At 37.6% G+C, this 16,108-nt stretch carries 15 protein-coding genes; 7 read left to right on the top strand and 8 right to left on the bottom strand.

Annotation, left to right across the window (positions count from 1 at the left end):
* Nucleotides 1-85: 85 nt before the first annotated feature.
* Complete coding sequence (phoH, locus tag DD649_RS19300; protein WP_294110722.1) at nucleotides 86-871, top strand: phosphate starvation-inducible protein PhoH; 786 nt, start codon at nucleotides 86-88, stop codon at nucleotides 869-871.
* Nucleotides 872-963: 92 nt separating this feature from the next.
* Here the strand turns inward: phoH and zinT are convergent, their stop codons facing one another.
* The 5 genes from zinT to DD649_RS19275 all read right to left on the bottom strand — a co-directional run bounded on the left by zinT (nucleotide 964) and on the right by DD649_RS19275 (nucleotide 5,314).
* Nucleotides 964-1,593, bottom strand: a complete 630-nt coding sequence (gene zinT, locus DD649_RS19295; RefSeq protein ID WP_336431079.1) for a metal-binding protein ZinT — start codon at nucleotides 1,591-1,593, stop codon at nucleotides 964-966.
* A gap of 245 nt (nucleotides 1,594-1,838) precedes the next feature.
* Nucleotides 1,839-2,678 carry a siderophore-interacting protein gene (locus tag DD649_RS19290; protein WP_294110720.1) on the bottom strand — a complete coding sequence of 280 codons (840 nt, stop codon included), beginning with the start codon at nucleotides 2,676-2,678 and terminating at the stop codon, nucleotides 1,839-1,841.
* Nucleotides 2,679-2,840: 162 nt separating this feature from the next.
* Complete coding sequence (locus tag DD649_RS19285; RefSeq protein WP_294110718.1) at nucleotides 2,841-3,020, bottom strand: DUF2474 domain-containing protein; 180 nt, start codon at nucleotides 3,018-3,020, stop codon at nucleotides 2,841-2,843.
* Nucleotides 2,977-3,987: a cytochrome d ubiquinol oxidase subunit II gene (gene cydB, locus DD649_RS19280; RefSeq protein ID WP_336431057.1), complete on the bottom strand. Its 1,011-nt coding sequence runs from the start codon at nucleotides 3,985-3,987 to the stop codon at nucleotides 2,977-2,979. The genes DD649_RS19285 and cydB overlap by 44 nt, the downstream gene beginning before the upstream one ends.
* Nucleotides 3,977-5,314, bottom strand: coding sequence for a cytochrome ubiquinol oxidase subunit I (locus DD649_RS19275; RefSeq protein WP_336431056.1), 1,338 nt, complete (start codon nucleotides 5,312-5,314; stop codon nucleotides 3,977-3,979). The genes cydB and DD649_RS19275 overlap by 11 nt, the downstream gene beginning before the upstream one ends.
* Nucleotides 5,315-5,564: 250 nt before the next feature.
* On the opposite strand from DD649_RS19275, the gene DD649_RS19270 reads away from it, so the two are divergent.
* The 4 genes from DD649_RS19270 (at nucleotide 5,565) to DD649_RS19255 (ending at nucleotide 11,124) form a co-directional block, all read left to right on the top strand.
* Entirely contained in the window at nucleotides 5,565-6,989 is a 1,425-nt protein-coding gene (locus DD649_RS19270; RefSeq protein ID WP_294110712.1) for a PLP-dependent aminotransferase family protein, read from the top strand.
* Nucleotides 6,990-7,084: 95 nt separating this feature from the next.
* Nucleotides 7,085-7,663 (top strand): HutD family protein, encoded by a 579-nt coding sequence (locus DD649_RS19265; protein ID WP_294110711.1) that lies wholly within the window; start codon nucleotides 7,085-7,087, stop codon nucleotides 7,661-7,663.
* Between the two features lie 182 nt (nucleotides 7,664-7,845).
* Entirely contained in the window at nucleotides 7,846-9,969 is a 2,124-nt protein-coding gene (locus tag DD649_RS19260) for a TonB-dependent siderophore receptor (protein ID WP_294110709.1), read from the top strand.
* A gap of 18 nt (nucleotides 9,970-9,987) precedes the next feature.
* Nucleotides 9,988-11,124 carry an ABC transporter substrate-binding protein gene (locus DD649_RS19255; RefSeq protein ID WP_294110705.1) on the top strand — a complete coding sequence of 379 codons (1,137 nt, stop codon included), beginning with the start codon at nucleotides 9,988-9,990 and terminating at the stop codon, nucleotides 11,122-11,124.
* Between the two features lie 85 nt (nucleotides 11,125-11,209).
* Here DD649_RS19255 and DD649_RS19250 read toward each other — a convergent pair whose 3' ends face one another.
* Both DD649_RS19250 and DD649_RS19245 read right to left on the bottom strand, forming a co-directional pair.
* Nucleotides 11,210-11,641 (bottom strand): DMT family transporter, encoded by a 432-nt coding sequence (locus DD649_RS19250; RefSeq protein WP_294110703.1) that lies wholly within the window; start codon nucleotides 11,639-11,641, stop codon nucleotides 11,210-11,212.
* A 4-nt stretch (nucleotides 11,642-11,645) separates the two neighbouring features.
* A complete protein-coding gene (locus DD649_RS19245) occupies nucleotides 11,646-12,167 on the bottom strand; it encodes a DMT family transporter (RefSeq protein ID WP_336431055.1) in 522 nt (173 codons plus the stop codon).
* Nucleotides 12,168-12,208: 41 nt separating this feature from the next.
* On the opposite strand from DD649_RS19245, the gene DD649_RS19240 reads away from it, so the two are divergent.
* Nucleotides 12,209-13,165 (top strand): LysR family transcriptional regulator, encoded by a 957-nt coding sequence (locus tag DD649_RS19240; protein ID WP_294110701.1) that lies wholly within the window; start codon nucleotides 12,209-12,211, stop codon nucleotides 13,163-13,165.
* A 340-nt stretch (nucleotides 13,166-13,505) separates the two neighbouring features.
* Here the strand turns inward: DD649_RS19240 and DD649_RS19235 are convergent, their stop codons facing one another.
* Nucleotides 13,506-14,132 (bottom strand): TetR/AcrR family transcriptional regulator, encoded by a 627-nt coding sequence (locus tag DD649_RS19235; protein ID WP_294110699.1) that lies wholly within the window; start codon nucleotides 14,130-14,132, stop codon nucleotides 13,506-13,508.
* 57 nt (nucleotides 14,133-14,189) lie between these two features.
* On the opposite strand from DD649_RS19235, the gene DD649_RS19230 reads away from it, so the two are divergent.
* Complete coding sequence (locus DD649_RS19230) at nucleotides 14,190-15,218, top strand: NADP-dependent oxidoreductase (protein ID WP_294110697.1); 1,029 nt, start codon at nucleotides 14,190-14,192, stop codon at nucleotides 15,216-15,218.
* The last annotated feature ends 890 nt before the right edge of the window (nucleotides 15,219-16,108 follow it).

Here is a 16,108-nt window from a genome sequence, read left to right as displayed (position 1 = left end):
TCATGAGCTTGAAGGGAGCTCCTCAGTGTTTTTAATCGTTCACCATTTGAATTGACTATCACTGATACATGAAAGGATTAATATTATGAGTAGACAAAAAGCTGCAATAAAGGCACGTCGCGAAACAAAACGTACATCACGTAAAGAACGTTCAGGTAGGTTTGATATGAATAACGTCACTTCTTTTGCTGATTTCACAGGCATTGAGCCTATTGGTATGGCAAAAGAACGCCGTGATGGTAGCCCAATAATTCCACGGAATGAAGCGCAAAAGCTCTATATTAATTCGATTAAACATAAGCAGCTGATCTTTGCAAATGGTGAAGCTGGTTGTGGTAAAACTTATATCAGTACTGCATTGGCGGCAGATGCACTGATTAATAAGGACATCAGTAAAATTATTGTCACGAGACCCGTTTTGCAGGCCGAAGAAGATCTCGGTTTTTTACCGGGGGATATGGCCGAAAAATTTGCACCTTATTTTCGCCCTGTATATGACGTTCTGGTGAAAAGATTAGGAACTTCATTTTTACAATATTGTTTACGCCCTGAAATTGCTAAAGTAGAAATTTCTCCCTTTGCCTATATGCGAGGGCGAACGTTTGAAAATGCGATAGTGATTTTAGATGAAGCACAAAACGTCACTGTGACCCAAATGAAAATGTTTTTAACTCGATTGGGAGAGAACGTAACGGTAATTGTAAACGGCGATGTGACTCAATGTGATTTACCTGAAGGTGTATCATCGGGGCTTGCTGATGCATTGCAACGTTTTAGCAGTGATGAAATGGTATCGATGGTGAACTTCACTATTGATGATTGCGTCAGATCGCAACTTTGTCATAAGGCGTTATTAGCTTATAACAACTAATTTATAACGATCTAATCTACTACAGCAGCGTTTTAGTTTTATATGCCCCTAGTAAATAAATAGGGGCATATTTATTATGGGGTGTTGCTTAATTAATGATATAGCATCTCATGAACAATTTGTTCATCCGTAAGAGAGTAGGGGTAGTAAGTTGGCCAATTATCAAGCTGATTTAATAATTTTTCTTGTGATTCATTTCCCATATAAAGATGGAAATGACCTGATTGCTGAGGCTCAATAATATGATCGCTAAATTGAATATATTTAGGCGCTTTTGAATTTGCATCTTGGCATTCAAATAGGTAGCGCACCCCTTTTTTACCAGAGATATAATTAAGTATTTTATACCCTGAATAAGTATAATGGCATGAATTTATTACACCGTTCTCGGTAAATTCAATGACGTTATTTTCAATGCCGATATTACTGATATCTGTTGCATAACCTTGCTTATAATATTGACGATATTCCTCAACGCTTTTGTCTTTATTATTTTTTGCTTTGAGTTCTAAAACAGGGTCAAGTTTTCCATTAAGTAGTAATGGGTTGACTGACTCCCAGACACCTTGCCAGTCACTTAATTGCCTATCCTTTACATCACTTTCTTCAAAAATTCCTTTCGATGCCTGTATCGCCTTTTCAGATTGAGGATGTGTATGACTATGTGATCCATGACCAAATACACTAAAACTACCAAGGGCTAGAGAGACACTTAGTGTGATATTTAACAGTTTATTTTTAGGCACTGATATTTTCCCCGTCTATTGAAATGATTTTGTTATGTTGATAATCAATTGAAACGTTATAACATAACAATTACGTATAAGGAAAGTTTTTTATTGATGAAATGGCTATTGAATTAAAATAGGGAAGAATAGATTTGGATTAAAATAGAGTTAGAAGATAATGAAAGATAATCGACCGAGATAAACACGGCCGATTAATTGATACGTTAAATTGATGTAGGCTAGTCGTCAGGGTTATCCATAACTTCATGACGTTGGTTGTGATAACCTTCTTCATCATAACCATGGCGCCAGTATGGAATAGCGTAAATATCATCACGACCAAACCCTTTTTCGCGCCTAATAAAACGGCGTAACTCACGAATAATTTGGTCTTCACCTGCGATCCAAAATGCAGCATCACAAGTGGGAATATCCCATGATTTAAATGTACTAATTAGCTCAGCTGTTTTACTGATATTGCCACAAATCCAAATCACTTCAACAGCGGCAGGTTTGGTTAATTCACGTACATCTCCTTGACTGTCGAGACGTAAAACAACTTTTCCTTGTGCATTAGCAGGCATTTTCTCTAGTAACGATGCGATAGCAGGCAAAGAACTTGAGTCGCCAGCCATAAAATATTGAGATTTAATCGGTAATAGTGGATCTGGCCCACCAGGATTGCTTATTCCCATCCAATTTCCCGGTTTAGCATCACGGGCAAAAAGATATGCAGGGCCAGTAGCGCCATCATGCATTGCAAATTCAATATCAATTTCACTAACTTGTGGACGAATGGCCCGAACGGTATAAGTGCGTACGAGAGGGCGAGGTTCATTTTCTGGCCAACTGCGACCTTTTTCTGTTAAGACAGGTAATGTCGGTTTGCTTTTTAAATCGGGGGCAAGAAAAATTTTAAGGTGTCCACCTTCACAATCTGTCGGGTAGTTTGCTAATTTTTCACCCGTGAAGGTAATGCTGCGGATTGAAGGGCTTACATCAATAATGGATTTAACTTGAATGAGCTGTGGTGGCGCCGGGCGGTATATATTTTTTTCGACGGGGTTTTCTGTAGCCACGGACGGTCTCCTTTTTCAAATGATAATATTATTATATGGTAATTGTTATCATTATCATATCATGAATTGAAATAGTATAACCATTCAAATTAAAAAAGAACTATATGTATTTTCAGATAAAAATACCGCACCTTTTATCAGTGCGGTATTTATCAGGAATATTTATTTTACTTTCATTCCAGCGGCGGTCATCAGTAATCTAAATGCGGAAGAAAATGCAAATAGTGCTAATACACTGCCTAGCCAAATTGCCACCAACCAGCCCAGTTTCTTCCACCAGGGGGAGATGACTAGATTATCAGTGGTAGCCTTGATCTGGGGTAATTTTTCCTCTGAAGACATAGTAACTCCAATAGGTGTAAACCAAAATAACAGGAATAATAAATAATGCGCCGACTAGCATAAAGCCTAGGCTTTCTGATGGCCCTGCTGCATCACGGAAACTAATTGCTGGTGGAATAAGATTTGGCCAAATACTAATACCTAAACCTGTAAAACCAAGGAAAATCAATAGTAATGCGGCTAAAAAAGGAATGCTGTCATGTTGTTGACGCTTTGCGCTTTTGAATATTAGCCATGTACAAGTTATAACCAATAATGGAACTGGTAAGAAGAAAAACAGATTAGGCAATGAAAACCAACGTTCAAACACCGCCTCATTGACAATGGGGGTCCATAAACTAATTGCCGCGATCACTGTAACCATGAATAAGGTTAATGGGCGTAAAACACGGTACATTGTACGGCGTAAATGCCCCTCAGTTTTCATAATCAGCCAACCACAAGCAAGTAGGGCATAAGCGACAACTAAACCTAAACCACAAAATAATGGGAATGGTGAGAACCAATCAAAATATCCACCCATAAATACGCGGTTTTCGACATGGAATCCCTGAATGAATGCGCCAACAACGATCCCTTGCATAAAAGTGGCAATAATCGAACCCCAAATAAAAGCATGGTCCCAATGACGACGATGAGATTCATCAGCTCTGAAGCGAAATTCAAATGCTACGCCACGGAAAATCAACGCTAGTAACATGAAAGTGAGGGGAATTGATAGCGCATCTAGTACAATTGCATAGGCCAATGGAAAAGCGCCAAATAAGGCAGCACCGCCAAGAACTAGCCAGGTTTCATTGCCATCCCACACTGGCGCAACGCTATTCATCATTAAGTCACGGTCTTGATTATCTTTTAGTGCAGGGTAGAGAATACCAATGCCTAAATCGAATCCATCCATGACGATATACATCAACATACTAAATACGATAATGACAAACCAAATAAGTGGTAAATCAATGCCCATGGGGTTGATCCTCCGCGATACCTTTACGAATTAATTTCATCATGTACATGTAGCCAATTCCAAAAACACCGCCATAAACCACAAAGAAAGCGATTAGGCTAATGCTCATGTGCATTTCCCCATGAGCACTTACCGCATCAGAGGTCCGCTGTAATCCATAGACTACCCAAGGTTGCCTTCCTATTTCAGTCGTAAACCAACCTGCTAGGATAGCGATGAGTCCAGATGGCGCCATGACAAACATAAAACGTAAAAATGTTTTCGATTCATATAGATTTTTACGATAACGCAGCCAAACACTCCACACACCAGCAGCTATCATTAATAGACCAAGACCGACCATTACGCGGAAAGACCAGAACACCATAAATACATTTGGTCTATCTTCTGGCGCATATTCTTTTAACGCAGGTACTTGTTTATCAATACTATGGGTTAAAATAAGGCTAGCAAGATAAGGTATTTTAATGGCGTAGTCTGTGGTTTCCGTTTGTTGATTTGGAATACCAAATAGGATCAGCGGTGTTGCTTCACCCGGTTTATTTTCCCAATGTCCTTCCATCGCAGCGACTTTTACGGGCTGATGTTTTAGGGTATTAAGACCATGAAAATCACCAATAAGTGCTTGTAATGGTGCTAATACAAGGATCAGCCATAATGACATGGAGAACATTTTTTTCATTGCTGATGATTTGTTGCCTTTTAGCAGGTGCCATGCAGCGGATGCACCAATAAAAAAGGCGGCAGCTAAGAATGCAGCTGTTGTCATGTGCAGCAAGCGATAAGGGAATGAAGGGTTAAAAATAACCGCAATCCAATCTACAGGAACGATGCGATTATCAATAATTTCAAATCCTTGTGGTGTTTGCATAAAACTGTTTGATGCCAATATCCAGAATGTTGAAATTATCGTTCCGAGTGCCACCATACAGGTTGCAAAGAAATGAAGTTTTTCGCCAACGCGATTCATGCCAAATAGCATTACACCGAGAAAACCTGCTTCTAAGAAGAAGGCGGTGAGAACTTCATAGGTTAATAATGGTCCGGTTACACTGCCTGCAAAATCGGAAAAGAAACTCCAATTGGTGCCAAATTGGTATGCCATGACCAATCCAGAAACAACACCCATTCCGAAATTTACAGCGAAAACTTTTGACCAAAAATGGAACAGTTTTATATAGTCAGTATCACGAGTTTTTAGCCATAAACCTTGAAGCACTGCTAAATAGCTAGCAAGCCCAATGGTAATAGCTGGGAAGATAATATGGAACGAGACCGTAAAAGCGAATTGTATACGGGCTAGCTCCAGCGCACTAAGTCCAAACATATTGACCCCTGAAAGGTATTGGTAATGTGCACGCGGCATTTAAAATGTTTGCGTTAGCAATGTCGTCGCTCATCCCTAGCATAAAGGTTCATTGCATTCGTTAGGCTGTTAAAAAAGCACAGCCTCATTCAAAACGTTTTGTGCTTATAGTTAAAAAAAGTCAGGTGAAAGTGTGGATTAGTAGAACATGAGACGATAAGCTATAATAGTAACAATTATTGAGACATTAACTATAACAGTTGGGGCGACGATGACGAGATATGAACAATTAGCAGCACAAATTCGTCAACAAATTGAAGACAATATCTGGCAAGTTGGGGATAGATTGCCTTCTCTTAGGGAAAGCGTAAAACAATCGGGTCTGAGTTTAATGACCGTTGTACAAGCGTACCAACTCCTTGAAAGCCAAGGATGGGTTGTTGCGCGTCCACAATCGGGCTATTACGTCGCGAACCGTAATAATGCATTTGCTGCGGCAAAAGGTGGTAAAGGGCTACATCTGAATGAGAATGTAGAGATTAATGCTTCCATTTTTGGCGTATTACAGGCTTGTAAAGATCCTGATATCATTGCTTTTGGCTCTGCTTTTCCAGAACCTGCTCTATTAGATGATCCTAAATTAGCAAAATCTCTGGCGTCGGTAGCAAGGCGATTAGCAAAATTTAATACCACGGCTAATTTACCACCGGGAAATGAACAATTACGACGTAATATAGCTCAACGTTATGCTATGCAAGGTATTCATGTCGCCCCTGATGAAATTGTTATCACTGCGGGTGCAATGGAATCGTTAGTATTGAGCTTACAATCAGTGACGCAGCCTGGCGATTGGGTTGTTATTGAATCACCTGCATTTTATGGCTCATTACAAGCCATTGAACGTTTGAAACTTAAAGCGATTGCAATCAAAACAGATCCTTTATTTGGTATCGATCTTGACGCATTAGAGGATATTGTTGATAAGTACCCGATTAAAGCATGTTGGTTAATGACTCACTTTCAAAATCCATTAGGTGGCACTATGCCACAATCTAATAAAAAACGATTGGTGGATATTTTAAATAAACGTCAAATTTCATTAATTGAAGATGATGTTTATGGCGAGCTTTATTTCGGTAATAAACAGCCAATCCCTGCGAAAGCATTAGATAGCAAGGGTAATTTTTTTCATTGTTCTTCATTTTCAAAATGTTTAGCACCTGGTTATCGAGTAGGTTGGGTTGCTGCTGGGCATCATGCATCTAAAATTCAACATTTACAGATGATGAGTACCGTATCAGCTAGCGTGCCAACACAACTTGCGATTGCTGAATATTTAACGCAAGGTGGATACGATAATCATTTGCGAAAATTGCGCCAAACAATGGAGCAACGTCAACATCAAATGTTGGGTGCAATAGCGAAATATTTACCTTCGTCCGTCAAGGTGAACACGCCAAAAGGGGGGTATTTTCTTTGGTTAGAATTTGAACCGCCCTTTAATGCACTTCGTTTATATCAACTTGCACTTAAAGAAGGTATTAGTATTGCGCCGGGAAGCATGTTTTCTACGAGTGAACAGTTTAATCATGCATTTCGTCTTAATGTATCTTTTACCTGGAATGAGCGTATTGAGCAGGCGATGAAAGTTTTAGGTCGTTTATGTCATTACTTAATTGAAGAGAGGCGCGATTAGTCACATTATCGTTGAAAATTCATTGCCTTGAGATATTAACTCTGCGAATCTAAGTGTTGAGTGAATAGCATTAAGTAGTTGTACTCGGGGGGAATATGAAAATTAAATGTTTCAATGTAATTGAATTGCCGACTCGTGAGTGGAGTGACGGATGCGGTGCTAGTCAAGAGGTCTTTTGCTGGCCCGTTGCATCTGATTATTCATTGCGCGCAAGCATTTCTACAATTAATCAAAATAGTTTTCTTAAACAATATTCATCAGGGGAGCGACTCGCGATTCTCCTTGATAACCAAGAACTGTGCATAACGGATAATTACAGTTTTAAACATCAATTAAAACAGTTAGGCGAAGCTATTCGCCTACCTGCATATCAATATGTCAGTGTTGAAATAGAACAAACACCGGTACATTTATTGAATTTTATTTTTAATGAAGAGCGTTGGATTGTGAAGGAACACATTCTTAGTAACTCGAAAAAATTACCAATAAATCAAGCGGGTATCGTATATGTATTATCAGGGGAATGGCGTGTAACAGGGGCTAGTTGCAATGTGATGACGGTAGGGCAAGGTGGTTGGTGGTTACCTGATATCGGCGAAGGAGAGTTAACACCGCAGACTTCAGAGAGTCAATTAATTTGGATTGAGATTTTACCTAATTCAACCTTATCTTAAATATTATTAAATGGAATGTATAAATAAAAACAATAAATTAAAGTAGGGGAAAAACCTTATATTATGTAATGTTTTATAGAATTAAATATGTAAAAAATAATAAGTAAATTAAGTTGATTATGAGCAATGATTATAATTATCATTATCGCTCTTAATTACTTTAATAGATTATGCTTTTATTTATGAAACCGAAAAAATATTCACGACTTACTCCTCTTGCTGTCTTTATCGCACTGTTTAGCCACCAATCCTATGCTGTTGATAACAATAAAAATGATGAGATAACTGTCGTTGGAAATTGGTTAGAAAGTGCAGATGATAGCGAAGTGGTATTTAATCATCCAGGTGCTAGAACGGTCAAAACAAAACAGCAAATAAAAGAGACAGGAAGTGCAACCATTGCTGATGCTTTAAAAGGCATACCCGGTGTGCAGGTTCGTGAAAGCAATGGGACAGGAGGCAGTGATGTTTCTTTGAATGTGGGAGTTAGGGGGCTGACATCACGCCTTTCACCACGTTCAACAATTTTACTCGATGGTATGCCTTTAGCGGCCGCACCTTATGGGCAACCCCAGCTATCCATGTCACCGCTATCTTTGGGCTCAATTGAGTCTATTGATGTGATCCGAGGTGGGGCATCGGTACGTTATGGGCCCCAAAACGTAGGTGGTGTTATTAATTTTGTGACAAAACCAATTCCTAAAGAATTTGGCGGTAGTGCGGCAATACAGACCCAAGGTGCAAAAACGGGTGGCTTGAAAACCGGCGTGGATGCTTCAGTTGGGGGTTCAAAATCAGATAATTCAGCAGGCGCATTATTGCTCTATTCGGGATTACATGGTCAAGGGTATCGTAAAAGTAATGATAATACCGATATTGATGATCTTATCCTAAAAACACGTTATGCATTAACCGATAACGACGAAATTCTCGCTAATTTTCACTATTATCGTGCGATATCAGGCATGCCTGGTGGGTTGACTCAAGCACAATACAACGCAGATCCTTACCAATCAGTTCGGTCTTTTGATCGCTTTGAGGGTAATCGCCAAGATATGTCGTTTAAGTATAAACATCAAGAAGATGACAAGCAGTTTGAATTGATGACGTGGTTTAGTAAAAGTTATCGGGGGAGCTATATTGAGAGCGAGAGAAAGGATAATGGTGGGCAAAGCCGTTTAGTTTCTTATCCTCGTCATTATAGTGCATATGCAATTGAGCCAAGCTATTCACAACTATTTCGTTTTAATGATATTTCTCATGAGGTAACGGTGGGTTATCGTTACTTAAATGAAACAGCAGATGAAAAAGCGTACCGTTCAAATTGGTATCAAACTGGCTCTCAAGGCTCTCGTCCAGATACTGGACAATATTATCAACACACATCTGGCGGTACAGAAGCTCATGCTATATATCTGGATGATACTATTGATGTTGGCAACTGGACAATTATTCCAGGGATACGCTATGAAAATATCAAAATTCACTTAGATGATAGCTTTAAAAATCAAAATCGCAGTAAAAATTATAGCGAACCATTACCAGCACTTGCCGTCATTTATCATATTGATGATGAATGGAAATTATTTGCTAACGCGAGCACTTCCTTTGGCAGCTTACAGTATTTTCAGCTTAATACCGCTGGTGTAGGAAATTCTCCAGCTAACGGTTTAAGTGCTGAAAAAGCGCATAACTATGAAGTGGGCACAAGATTCGATAATACCGCGCTATCTCTTGAAATGACGCTATTTTATATTGATTTTGATGATCAGCTACAATATATCGAAAATTCAACAGGTTGGACTAATTTAGGTGCAACTACACATCAAGGCATTGAATTAGCAGCAAAATATGATTTAACTGAGCTATCAGATGTTTTAGAAGGCGCAAGCGTCTACAGCACTTACACTTATACCAAAGCAATTAGTAAAAAAGGAAATTTTGCTGATAAAGATCTGCCTTTTTATTCACGACAAGTTATTACCGCGGGTAGTCGATATGAAACGGGTAATTGGGTTTGGAATTTGAACACCTATGCTCAGTCCTCTCAAGAATCACCGGGTACTGGTAATTCTTATATTACTGAAGGGAGTGCTGATGGTCGTTATGGCACTATTCCAGGTTATATGGTGTGGGATGGCCGTGGTGAATATCATTTTGGTAAAAGTTTGTCTGATTTAACACTATCAGCAGGGATTAAAAATTTATTTAATCAAACTTATTTTACTCGCTCCACAGATAATAACGCAGGTATTTATGTGGGACAGCCAAGAACTTATTATGTTCAAGCATCAGTGAAATTTTAATTAATACAAGGCATTAATATGTTGAAAGGATTAATAAGTAAAATCAGCTACATCATATTGGGTTTGGCTTTTTCATTATCGAGCTATTCAGCACCGATTACAGTAACCGATATCGCAGGTAGAACGGTATCGGTCAATGCACCTGTTTCTAAAGTGATGTTAGCAGATAGTCGTGTTCTGGTTGCATTAAATATTTTACATCCGCAAACACCATTAAAAGGAATAATTGCTTGGGATGATGCGTTGATAAAAAAAGCGCCCGATCTCAGTGCTGCATATGGGGTAAATTTTCCTGAACTTAAAGATATTCCTGTTTTTCCAAATCCTTACACCACTGATTTTAGTGTAGAAAAAGCATTAATTGCGCAACCCGATTTACTTATTTTTGACATTGGTTTGCAAAGTAAATTAACGGAAAGCGGTACATTATCACTGTTAGAAAAAAGTGGATTACCTGTTATTTTTATCGATTTCAGACAGTATCCATTAAAAAATACGGTTCCGAGTATGCAATTGCTTGGTCGTGTTTTCGGTGAAGAAAAACAAGCAGAAGAATTCAATCGCTTTTACCAGCAAAAATTAGAATTGATCCGCTCTCGTGTTGCAACGCTGACTAAAGAGCAACGCCCCACCGTTTTTATTGAAAGAGCAGTGGGCGTCACGGGTGAAGATTATTGCTGTAAAACCTTTGGTAACGGTAATTTTGGTGAGTTTGTTGAAACAGCGGGTGGTAATAATTTAGGTTCCCAATGGTTTTCTACCGGTATGGGCGGTGAAATTAATGAGGAACAATTAATTCATAGCAATCCATATTACTATCTTATGACGGCTGCAGATTGGGACAGTACACGAAAAGGCAGTGTATCAGTGCCACTAGGCTATACAGGAGAAAAGCAAAAGTCACAGGATAGACTTGCCGCTTTATTAGAGCGTCCTAAATTACGTCCTCTAGAGGCTTTTCAACATAAACGCGTTTTGGCGCTGTATCAGCAATATTATGATACGCCATTTAATATTATCGCCGTGGAAGCCATAGCAAAATTCATCCATCCTGAATTATTTGCTGATCTTGACCCTCAAGCCGATAGCGATTATTTGCATAAAACGTTTACTGCATTAGATGGTAGTGGGGTTTTTTGGGTTCAAGCGCAATAAAAACAAATTGAGTTATAACGTATTAAAACGGCATTTTAAGCATACTACTAATGTAGTGTTTAAAGTGCCGTTTTAGCTTTGCGAACTATCTGTTTTTTTCAGTGAAATTGATTAAAACACCTGCAACAATCAAACAGACACCCACAAGTTGTAATAATAAGTTATGGTTCTGCGCACTATTAAAAATATCAATGAGTAAGCTTGAAATCATTTGGCCACAAATAGCTAGAACAGAGGTCAACATAACGCCTAATAGTGGCAATACATAACTATTAATGACGACAAAAAATGCGCCAATAATGCCACCAACAAAAGTAATTAGTGGAATTTCAGTTAAGTTAATAGATTGGTAATCTTTGAATATTAGTATAAAAAAGGTTAGAAATATAAAACCGATCACATGATTAATTAAAGCACTATAGAATGGGTTATATTGATAAGCTAGTTTTCCATTTAGCGTGCGACTAGCTACAATACAAATACCATTTAATAGTGCAATAAAAATATAAATAGTCATTTAATTACCTGCTAACAATTAATAAAACACTACCGCTAAGTAGCAGAATGCACATTAAAAAATCTTTAAATTTAATTTTTCTTTTTTTCAGGCCAAACCATCCAAATGCATCTATTAATAAACTAAAAAGTATTTGTCCGGTTATCATCAAAATAATACTTCCAGATAATGATAAAGTGCTATTAACTGTAATTGCAGCTAAAAGAACCGTGAATGCTCCAGGTATTCCACCGAGATAATAAATTATTTTAATAGTTCTATGTTCTGAGTGAATGACTTTCTTTTTGTTCAGATACAAAAAATATATAATTAAGGAAACAAGAGAGCCAATTGCATGGGTTATCCAAGAGGCGGTTAGGGGGGTAGTAAAATGAGCTAGGTAGCTATTGCTCATAATCATTAATGAGAGAAGTACTCCCGAAATGAATGCATATAATGATAAAATATACTTGTTATTCATATTGATATATTTTTTTAAGTTGTATTTTTGTATGGATAAGATATGCTTTTTTATTTTGGCTGACAAGAAAACATACTGTTTACTTATAGTTGACAATGGGTGATTACATGATTGATATGAATGTTTTTCCTATTTTAATTGCTGTGGCAGATAACTTAAATATAACTAAGGCCGCAGAATCATTAAATCTCACTAAATCTGCGGTAAGTAAGGCTTTACAAGGCGTTGAAGATAAATTAGGCGTTAAGTTATTTTACCGAACGACACGTAGTATCAGTCTTACTCAGGTTGGTATCATTTATATTGACTATATTCGGCAATCTCATCAATTGGCTATTACAGCTGATGATATGATTTCGCAATATAGTGAAAAGGCTTCAGGCATACTTCGGATATGTGCACCAATGTCATTTGGTACATTACATTTATCTAAATTGATGCCATTATTTATGCGTAAATATCCTAATTTAGAGATTGAATTATTCTTAGATGATAAGGTGACTGACTTAATTAGTGGTGGATATGATATCGCTTTGCGTATCGGTGAGTTATCTGACTCGTTATTGGTAGCGAGAAGATTATCTCCCTGTAAGAGCCAACTTTATGCATCTAAAGAATATCTGGCAAGAAATGGAATACCGAAAAAAGTTTCAGATTTAAAAAATCACAATTGCTTAGCATATTCATTTTATCAAGCGGGGCAGGAATGGATTTTTTACTATAAAGGACAAAAATTTAGCCATATTCCTAAAGGTAGTTTTCGTGTTAATAATAGCCAAGCTTTAGTAAAAATGGTGGAGGAGGGGATAGGGATTGCTTTATTGCCAAATTTTATCACTTTAGCCGATGAAACTAATAATCATTTAGTACCAATACTCGTTGATCATGAGCTACCTGATCATAGCATTTATGTCGTTTATCCAGAAAAAAAATACTTACCAAGAAAAGTTGCAGTATTGATTGAGTTTTTGCAGGATCAACTTGGAGCACAAAGTGAATATCAAAATAGAGTGGAGAAGGGCTTAGTAGACAATAATGAGGTAAAGCTGAAAATACACAGTTAAATGACAATGGAAAAAGAGCTCTCCATTTTTTATTTTACTTTATTGAGTTAGCTTTAATAAGCTGCTATTTTTAGCTGACTTTATTATTTTATCCTTAATTCATATTATTATGATGTCACTATGGCTGATATTGGCATGCAGCTTGTTAATATACTCTTCAAAGAAAATTGATGTCATTAAATTAAAAAAAGTGATTAACATTGGGGGTGGGATACTGCTAATGGTGATGACTCTCTATTCATTCTTGGTTGCTGAGTAGGAAATAGAATTACTCTTAAGTTCTATCTCATCAAGAGGTTTTTTCAAACAAATTGGTTTAGTGCTTGATCTTATGGCCTCTTTAGTTTTTAAGATACGAACAGATCAGTAACATCAATTCTTGCTTGATTTCGGAAGATTTAAGTTCCCCATGGCGTGCAGCATTGTGCATTACGCCTTCTATTGTCGAAGCGAGGATCTTACTGACCACTTTATTGCGAGGAGAATCCTCTCCGAGTATTTGAGTAGTGAAATTAAGGTAATGATTCGCATAAAGAAGCTCAAAGTTCTGGTGAACATTTCGCTCTGATAGCGGAACTTCTTCCAATAGAATGCGATGTAAATTTGGGTTAATTAAATGAACTGCCACAATCCCATCAATTAATCCTTCAACTCTATCAGTCAATTGCAACTCATTTGTCACGTTAGTTTTTTGCCTGTTACACGCATCAAGCACCTGTAGAATATCCTCAAGATGTTGCTGACGTATGGCTTCCGCCAGTGCAAGTTTATTAGGGTAGTATTGATAAAGCGATCCAATGCTCACACCTGCAATACTTGCAACTTGATTCGTAGTAAATTTGGACCAACCAGTTTCAGCTAAGACGCGAGTTGCAGATTCAAGGATCACACTTACCATCATCCGTGAACGGTTCTGACTTGGTGCTCTACGCATTACAATGGGAGATTCTGGAACGCGAGTTTTCAAATTGTCTTCTCCAATAGATAATATGAGTATTAACTCACATTATTAAAGGAAAGCAAATTGTTATTTGAAAAGCGAAAAAATAGAGAGATATGCCTTAGCAAAAGATCGACGGGCATGCCTCAGCCCGATAATTTTCAAATAGTGGAAACACCTTTATGTACTAATGGAAACAGTGATGTATTGATCCGCAACCGCTGGTTTCGTGTCTCTATTTCTACTCGTCTGATGATGAGTGAAGAAGCTGAGACTGTGGAAGGTATTCCTTTTCCACCTATCGCAATAGGAGATACTCTGGCAGATGCAGCCATAGGGCAAGTCATTAGTGCACCAACGAATAGTTATCTAAAACCCGGAGATTACGTATTTCATCCCTACGGTTGGCGTGAGTTCGCCATGGTTAAACAAGAAAATTGTATATTTTTAGGTACTCACATTCATCATCCAGCCGCTTATCTGGGTCATGGCTGGACAGCTTATGCCGCTCTTTCTAAAGGTATTCAAGTCCACTCAGGTGATGTCGTTTTTATATCGAGTGGGGCTGGAGCAATTGGCTCAATGGCAGCCCAGATTGCTCGTAAAATGGGAGCCAAATATATTATCGGTAGTACTGGTTCTCTGAATAAGGTTGAATGGATGAAACAAACTCTCAAATATGACCAAGTGATTATTCGAGGGGAGGGCACTATCAGTGAACAGTTACACAGATACGCTCCGGATGGCATTGATATATTTGTGGATATTGTCGGTGGTGAACAATTAGCTGCGGCGGTTTCACATACTAGAGAGGGTGCACGTTTGGTATTGCTTGGTGCACTTTCAGCTGAACTGGCAGATAAGGAATCAACTAAGTTTGCGCCAGTTGAAATCGATTCTTTTTCGCTGATTGTTAAAGGCGTAACTATGCGTGGTTATAGTGCTGATAATAATCCAGAAATGTTTTCGGAATGGATAGCTCGCCTTGATGAACCCGAATGGGCAGAAATCACATTCTCATCAACGTTATTTAAAGGTTTAGAATCAGCACCTCTTGCTTTACAAGCAGCCTGTTCAGGCAAAGCTCGCGGTGTAGTGATTGTAGAAATTTAAACAGGTAAATTATTAGATTATTCAGTGACTGATTTCAACAATTTTGTTCATTATCAGTCAGGGTCAGTCACGTGAATATCAATAAGCTCAATTGGTTATGTAAGTTAACTTGATTGACTCATTTGGGAAGAGAAGGCAAATAAGTTGTACTTATCTACATACTCATTTAGTGGTGGGGTTTTTCAGTGAGACAATAAGCAGCATAAATCCAAGTTAACTCTATGAATTTTATGCTGCGTAATAATAATTTGATACTTTATGAAACAGTATGAGCCTAAACTGTAAGCTTACACGTTAAACGGTGATTTATAGATTATCAAATTGAATTGTAATGATTTTATTTCGATATTTATTTTTTTTACTCAGTGGTGTACTCATTTAATGCAGAGTACCCACCAGAGATAGCATTGATAACATCACCTAAGTAAAAACGACTTTTTGATTTGGTATTGATTTCCCTTGTTGTACTATCGATTAAATATCCCTTATTTTAGCCAGCCTGTTTTTTGAATAATACCGTGAACTCAACGTCGTTAAAAACGGTTAAACTTACATACTAATTTGATTTTTTTCTGATTTCGATATTAAATTCTAAAATATTTTAATTTTTATATTTAATATATCGAGCTATATTGCTTTGATAATCATGATATTAACATTTCTTATTATTAATCGGTATTATATTGATATAAATCAAATGATTAAGATGCATTTTTAAGTTTGCAATACTTCGTTACATAGTTTATTTTTATGTACATTAGAACTTACTGGGCTTATTGCTGTTTTGCTTATTCTTTGCTCGATGATTATTCTGATATAGCTCGTTTTTGGTGTTTTTGTTAGAGTTATATAGCGATATTTCAACCAGTTTACGCTAAGTCACTTATCCT

Origin of the sequence: Providencia sp. (assembly GCF_003533305.1) — a bacterium.
Classification (GTDB): Bacteria; Pseudomonadota; Gammaproteobacteria; order Enterobacterales; family Enterobacteriaceae; genus Providencia.
Note: the sequence above shows the minus strand (reverse complement) of the source record. Positions and strands in the feature narration are given on the sequence as shown.

Coding starts and splice junctions, on each gene's coding strand:
- DD649_RS19270 (WP_294110712.1), top strand. CDS start 5,565: ATGACGAGATATGAACAATTAGCAGCACAAATTCGTCAACAAATTGAA.
- DD649_RS19250 (WP_294110703.1), bottom strand. CDS start 11,641: ATGACTATTTATATTTTTATTGCACTATTAAATGGTATTTGTATTGTA.
- phoH (WP_294110722.1), top strand. CDS start 86: ATGAGTAGACAAAAAGCTGCAATAAAGGCACGTCGCGAAACAAAACGT.
- DD649_RS19265 (WP_294110711.1), top strand. CDS start 7,085: ATGAAAATTAAATGTTTCAATGTAATTGAATTGCCGACTCGTGAGTGG.
- cydB (WP_336431057.1), bottom strand. CDS start 3,987: ATGGGCATTGATTTACCACTTATTTGGTTTGTCATTATCGTATTTAGT.
- DD649_RS19275 (WP_336431056.1), bottom strand. CDS start 5,314: ATGTTTGGACTTAGTGCGCTGGAGCTAGCCCGTATACAATTCGCTTTT.
- DD649_RS19260 (WP_294110709.1), top strand. CDS start 7,846: ATGAAACCGAAAAAATATTCACGACTTACTCCTCTTGCTGTCTTTATC.
- DD649_RS19285 (WP_294110718.1), bottom strand. CDS start 3,020: ATGTCTTCAGAGGAAAAATTACCCCAGATCAAGGCTACCACTGATAAT.
- DD649_RS19255 (WP_294110705.1), top strand. CDS start 9,988: ATGTTGAAAGGATTAATAAGTAAAATCAGCTACATCATATTGGGTTTG.
- DD649_RS19240 (WP_294110701.1), top strand. CDS start 12,209: ATGATTGATATGAATGTTTTTCCTATTTTAATTGCTGTGGCAGATAAC.